The sequence below is a fragment of the Enterobacter sp. 01-M-02-SI-ECC genome, assembly GCF_047530595.1.
Lineage (GTDB): Bacteria > Pseudomonadota > Gammaproteobacteria > Enterobacterales > Enterobacteriaceae > Enterobacter > Enterobacter cloacae_M.
The window spans coordinates 1-5508 of sequence record NZ_JBLKCZ010000058.1 but is presented as its reverse complement, the minus strand read 5'-3'; the positions used below and the strand labels follow the sequence as shown (position 1 = coordinate 5508).

Sequence of the window (5508 nt, the reverse complement as noted above, 5' to 3'; positions counted from 1 at the left end):
GCCCTGAACCAGTCACGAGCGCTAGCGGAGTGTATACTGGCTTACTATGTTGGCACGGATGAGGGTGTCAGTGAAGTGCTTCATGTGGCAGGAGAAAAAAGGCGGCACCGGTGCGTCAGCAGAATATGTGATACAGGATATATTCCGCTTCCTCGCTCACTGACTCGCTGCGCTCGGTCGTTCGGCTGCGGCGAGCGGAAATGGCTTACGAACGGGGCGGAAATTTCCTGGAGGATGCCAGGAAGAAGCTTAACAGGGAAGCGAGAAGGCCACGGCAAAGCCGTTTTTCCATAGGCTCCGCCCCCCTGACAAGCATCACGAAATCTGACGCTCAAATCAGTGGTGGCGAAACCCGACAGGACTATAAAGATACCAGGCGTTTCCCCCTGGTGGCTCCCTCGTGCGCTCTCCTGTTCCTGCCTTTCGGTTTACCGGTGTCACTCCGCTGTTATGGCCGCGTTTATCTCATTCCACGCCTGACACTCAGTTCCGGGAAGGCAGTTCGCTCCAAGCTGGACTGTATGCACGAACCCCCCGTTCAGTCCGACCGCAGCGTCTTATCCGGTAACTATCGACTTGAGTCCAACCCGGAAAGACACAACAAAACGCCACTGGCTGCGGCCATTGGTAAGAGGGTGTACAAGAGATTACTGATGCAGAGTTCTTGAAGTCAGAGCCATACTGAGGCTAAACTGGAAGGACAGAATTTGGTTTCAGCGGTCTTGTACACCCTGTTACCACGGTTCAGAAGTTCCCCAACTTACTGAACCCTCGAAAAAACCGCCTCCCCAGGCGGTTTTTTCGTTTCGAACATAAGATACGCTTTGTCGATTTAATCAGTCAAGGAAGAACCCTGAAAGCCTCAATCGCTTACAGAATTATTCTTGTTAGAGACATGTTTCTGCACCGTATCAACACCAGTACACAAAACAGCTGCAAACAGGAACCATCCCCACCCATCTAGGCCACGAACAGCAAGAACCCCAGCAATGACTACACAAAGCAAAGGGAACAACAAAATCATAAAGGCTCTCATAAATCCTCCAGAGGTACTTATTTTTGAATAAAGTCCCTAATCCATCCATATTGCCACTAGGATGGATTAGTAACTTACTTATTGATTACTAATGGTAATCTTCAAGATCAACGTCTAAGACGTTTGGTTCTTCCACCTTGAAAACCACCCTCCAGTTTCCGTTAACCTCTACGGAAAACTCACCTTTACGTTCACCTTTTAGGGGGTGACACCCCAGCGCCCTTACATCCACAATATCTTGAAGACATGTTGCGGTGCTTAGCGTAGTCAATATCATGCGAAGTTTTTTCGCTAAGTGAGGCTGAATTCCGGCGGTGTTACCGTTTTCAGCAAAACTCCGAAGCCCTTTATGCTTTATGTTTTTTATCATCAATCATCTCCATAAAATTTTCGTCGATATCTATCTCTATAAACAGAAAACAATTTGACAGCGTCCATTTGAACCCCTTGCATTATTAAAATAATTGACGTAACTTTGTCTCTGAGGTCGATTACCTCGTTTGACTTCCAAGAGCGCTAACCGTACAATATGGCGCCTTGAAAAAGTCGGTAAAGACACCATATCAGCGGTAGCTTTCTGCTCCACCGAGCATCCTAAAGCTTACTGCTTTTTTTGTCAATAACAGACACTTGCGTATTGTGCAATGCGCAACGCGAAAGAAACAAAATGTTTTGTGTAATCAAATACAAAACCAATAGAGGAAGGCATGATAAATCTTTACGATCCTGTACACCCCGGTGAATTCATCAGGGAAATGTTCATGGAACCGTTCGAAATACCTGCCGCAGAGTTAGCTGATAAGCTTGAAGTATCACAATCTGCATTAAGTAGATTGCTCAATGGAAAAACTGATCTTAGTTATGAGATGGCTCTTCGACTATCTAAAGTTATAGGCCGCTCTGCAGAGTCGTGGGTTAATATGCAGGCTCAGTACAGCCTCTCGAAAAGTCGTAAGACTTTATCCGAGACGCTAGAACACCTTCATCCGATGTTTCCATAAGTAAAAGCCCGCTCGTGCGGGCTTTTTGCCGTAAAACCCCCGCATACCTACCTTTAGTTTGATTTTTAGTTCAGTTCTTAGATCTTGAAATGATTGTTGTTTGAACACCAATAAGATGCCCATACAAGGCTCTAAAAAGGAGAACAAAATGGCAATTTATGTAGGACCACATGGCAAAATAGGTCGTGATGGTGGCTCATTCCAAGAATGTGACATCAACACAAACACTCATACTGTTACCCGCAAATATGGACGATACTGCACCATTCGCGATAATGAGTTCGCACCACCAACGAGCGCACCTGGCAGGTACTGGCTACAGATCTACCGAACCCCAGACAACACTGAGTAACAGAAGCGCCAGTAACGACAAAGCCCGCATAAGCGGGCTTTGTCTCTTACAAAATTCCTCGTCGTCGCAATTCAGCTTCTATCGCCTCACATGCGGCATCCACAATCTCCGTGTTGTAGTACCTGGACATGCCACTGCTAATGATATCGTCCATTAGGGCACGGTTATGAGCTAAGGTACGTCGTAAGTATTCAGGGGTATGTTGCTCCATCGGATTCTCCTTTTCATGACTGAGCATTATTGCTTACCTGTATTTATCCCCGTCAGTGCTGGTCACGTTGAAAAGCCCTAAAAAACCACTTTTTTAGCTGCCTTAATCATTGAAAAATGGCACTTAAATCCACATCTATCGCGCTGGGGAAATCGCCCGCACACAGCCACTGATAAAATAAAAGTGAGATAAAATGGATCCAATGGATAAGATTTGCGATGTTTGTGCCCTCCCTGCCAGCGCCTGTACCTGTGGCTTCTGCGATGACTGCAACGAGAAGCTGGCAGACTGCGTCTGTGAGCGCTGCAGCGATTGTGGAAATTTAGATGAGCACTGTAGCTGCTCACGTTGCGACGAGTGCGGTGAAAAACTGGATGAGTGCATATGTGAGGAGTGCGAAGAATGTCTCCGCAGTCCACATGATTGTATCTGCGAAAACTGACCTAAGGCCGAATTCTCTTTCAAGAGCGACCGGGACGGTCGCTCTTATTTACCATAACATCCGTTGCCCGCACCGCTGAAACGGGGTTGGCTGCGTTTCCGGTGCCAGACGCGAGAAAGTGGCGACAGACATAACGAAAAAACACCAGAAACGCAGCCGCTGAATATTACACTGGTGCATAGTCATGCAGCCAGATGCATGGATGTTAAAGTCACACTAAAATCCGCGCCAATGCCTTAAAAACCGACAAATGCTTCTCCAGCCAGTCCCACAGCTCCGCCGCCAGATACAGGCAGTTAAGCAATGATTCAATAAGATTTAACAGCTTCATTTCCCGCTCCTGAATAAGTCGTGACCTTTTTGATCACGAACCTATTTAGCGGGAGAAGTAAGAGCCCCTCTTCGTGCGGGTTGTCAGCTGCCTGGATGGTTTAAAGTGTCGGCCCGCGGTAGGTTTTCTGCGGCTGGCGCTCCAGCTCCAGTGTTTTCTGATACTCATTCTCCCTGTGCCGGAGCTCGATGGCATTCAGTTCCCGGACAAGCGGCGCAGCTGCTCGCTTAAACTCAGCACCTGCGTGCTCAAGTCCGACACGCGCTCGTTCAGCACCGCGTTCTCCCGTTGCATAAGCCCACACATGCTCCGCCATTCCGCGAAGGCGCTCTCCCATTCGTCCAGCCTTTGCGAGTAGTCCTGCTGTAGCTGCTCTAATGCGCTCAGCAACTGCTTTTCCAGCTCTGTCATTTTCCGCTACTCCTGTTTCAGGCGGATCCATGTCGTCCCGTCGTAGGGGATGGCTTCGGTTTGCATCCCCGGCGGCAGGATAAGAAACCTCCGGCCGTCGCTGCTCTCCTGATAGCGCACTCCCCACGTCCGGGCGGTCATTTTCGCCAGGGTATCTTCCTGCTGACGAAGATGCGTGTAATTGTTGGTTATCTGCTGCCCCTGCCACCACAGAATGCTCCCGCTCGTGCCGATCAGCAGCGCTGACACCATCAGGATGGTGAGCCATGTCCGCCCGGCAGTCCGCAGTACGCTCCGCCGGTTTTTCTCCATCGCCTCGCTCATACTCTGCTCGTGGGCGAGGATGGCGTCGCTGATTCTCCTCGCGCTTGCGCTCAGTTCCGCTCTGACAGACTGCTCGTGCTCGCTGAATGCGGCTTTCAGCATCTCGCCGGTACTCTGCTGCTGCGCTTTCGATTGCTGCTCTAAGTCCTTCGCCAGCGTTAAAAGACTGCTCATAGATGGCTCCCTTCAGTCGGATGTTTCGCCCCCCGTCCGGGTCGGCAATGCTGATACTGCTTTTCGTTGTGCGCACCACCTCAAAACCTGACTGTTCCAGCGCCTCAGTGACGTCCTGACGGGTTTTCAGCTCGCCGGACGAAGCAAGGGTCAGCAGTCCGCGCGTGATGGCTTCTGCGGCCTCCTGCTTCGTTTTCGGCAGTCCGGACGGCGTGACCAGCGCCCGGCGGTTTTCCGGCGCGTTCGGGTCATGCAGCCCCAGTCTGCCGTTCACGATGGTCTGCCAGGCATCGATGCGCGGCCGGTCGGCGCGGTCGTAGTACGGCTGGAGCCGCCTGCCGGTCAGCAGCTCGGTATTGGGGATCAGAAAGTTCAGCTCCAGACGCCCCTTGTCCGCGTGCTCCACCCACAGAATGCTGTACTGATCTTTATCGAGTCCGGGCATCAGAACCCGCTCGAAGCTGGCCATCAGTTTTTCCCGCTGGCCGGGAGGCAGATCGGCCTCCGCAAACGACAGGACGCCGGAGGTGTATTTCTTAACGTAAGGCGACGCGTCAATCAGCTCCCGGACTTCTTCCGGCTTCCCCTGCAGGACGGTGGCGCCTTCACGCTGCCGGTCTTTACCCAGCAGATAGTCCACCGGCCCGGCGCCACCGCCGCGGCCGCGCGGATGAAATTTAACGATCATCGTCCGTTCCTTTCTCAAGAACGGCGTGCCGCAGCCGCTCAAGGCCGGCATCGATGGCCATCAGCGCCGCCACAATCTGTACCCTGTCATGGCCGGTGCCGCCGCCGGCGTTAACACGGCGGGCTATCTGGTTCAGGTTATTGCCCATGCCGGCAAGCTGGCGCAGCAGCGCCGGCGAGAGTGAGGGGAGCTTTCCGGAACGTGCCGGCTTTTCGTCCAGGCAGATCTGCCGCATCCACGCCGCCAGCTGCCTGCCGTCACAGCGCTCGAGCAGCCGCCGGTGCTCGTCCTCCGTCACCCACATGGTGAGCATCTTGCTCCGTTTCTCTGACAAACCGGCCTCCTGATAACGCCGGGACGGGCGGGAAAGCCTTTCCCGGTCGGCGCGGGGTTGGACAAGCCGCAGGCGCGTCAGGCTGTTGGCGGGTTTCGGGGCGCAGCCCTGAACCAGTCACGAGCGCTAGCGGAGTGTATACTGGCTTACTATGTTGGCACGGATGAGGGTGTCAGTGAAGTGCTTCATGTGGCAGGAGAAAAA

The 5508-nt window shown here is 52.5% G+C and carries 5 protein-coding genes; 1 reads left to right on the top strand and 4 read right to left on the bottom strand.

What is annotated here, in order from left to right:
• Positions 1-1124 precede the first annotated feature (1124 nt).
• On the bottom strand, positions 1125-1406 hold the full coding sequence (locus ACMWLG_RS25285) for a type II toxin-antitoxin system RelE/ParE family toxin (RefSeq protein ID WP_000594459.1): 282 nt from the start codon (positions 1404-1406) through the stop codon (positions 1125-1127).
• Positions 1407-1743: 337 nt separating this feature from the next.
• Here ACMWLG_RS25285 and ACMWLG_RS25280 point away from each other — a divergent pair, with 337 nt between their 5' ends.
• A complete protein-coding gene (locus ACMWLG_RS25280; RefSeq protein WP_000609279.1) occupies positions 1744-2037 on the top strand; it encodes a HigA family addiction module antitoxin in 294 nt (97 codons plus the stop codon).
• Between the two features lie 1531 nt (positions 2038-3568).
• On the opposite strand, the gene ACMWLG_RS25275 is transcribed toward ACMWLG_RS25280, so the two are convergent.
• The 3 genes from ACMWLG_RS25275 to ACMWLG_RS25265 form a co-directional block, all read right to left on the bottom strand.
• Positions 3569-3784 carry an MbeD family mobilization/exclusion protein gene (locus tag ACMWLG_RS25275; RefSeq protein ID WP_000137422.1) on the bottom strand — a complete coding sequence of 72 codons (216 nt, stop codon included), beginning with the start codon at positions 3782-3784 and terminating at the stop codon, positions 3569-3571.
• Between the two features lie 6 nt (positions 3785-3790).
• The gene (locus ACMWLG_RS25270) at positions 3791-4282 is read right to left on the bottom strand and encodes an MbeB family mobilization protein (protein ID WP_139152731.1); all 492 of its coding nucleotides are present in this window, start codon (positions 4280-4282) and stop codon (positions 3791-3793) included.
• 677 nt (positions 4283-4959) lie between these two features.
• Positions 4960-5304: a MobC family plasmid mobilization relaxosome protein gene (locus ACMWLG_RS25265; RefSeq protein WP_031603520.1), complete on the bottom strand. Its 345-nt coding sequence runs from the start codon at positions 5302-5304 to the stop codon at positions 4960-4962.
• Between the last annotated feature and the right edge of the window lie 204 nt (positions 5305-5508).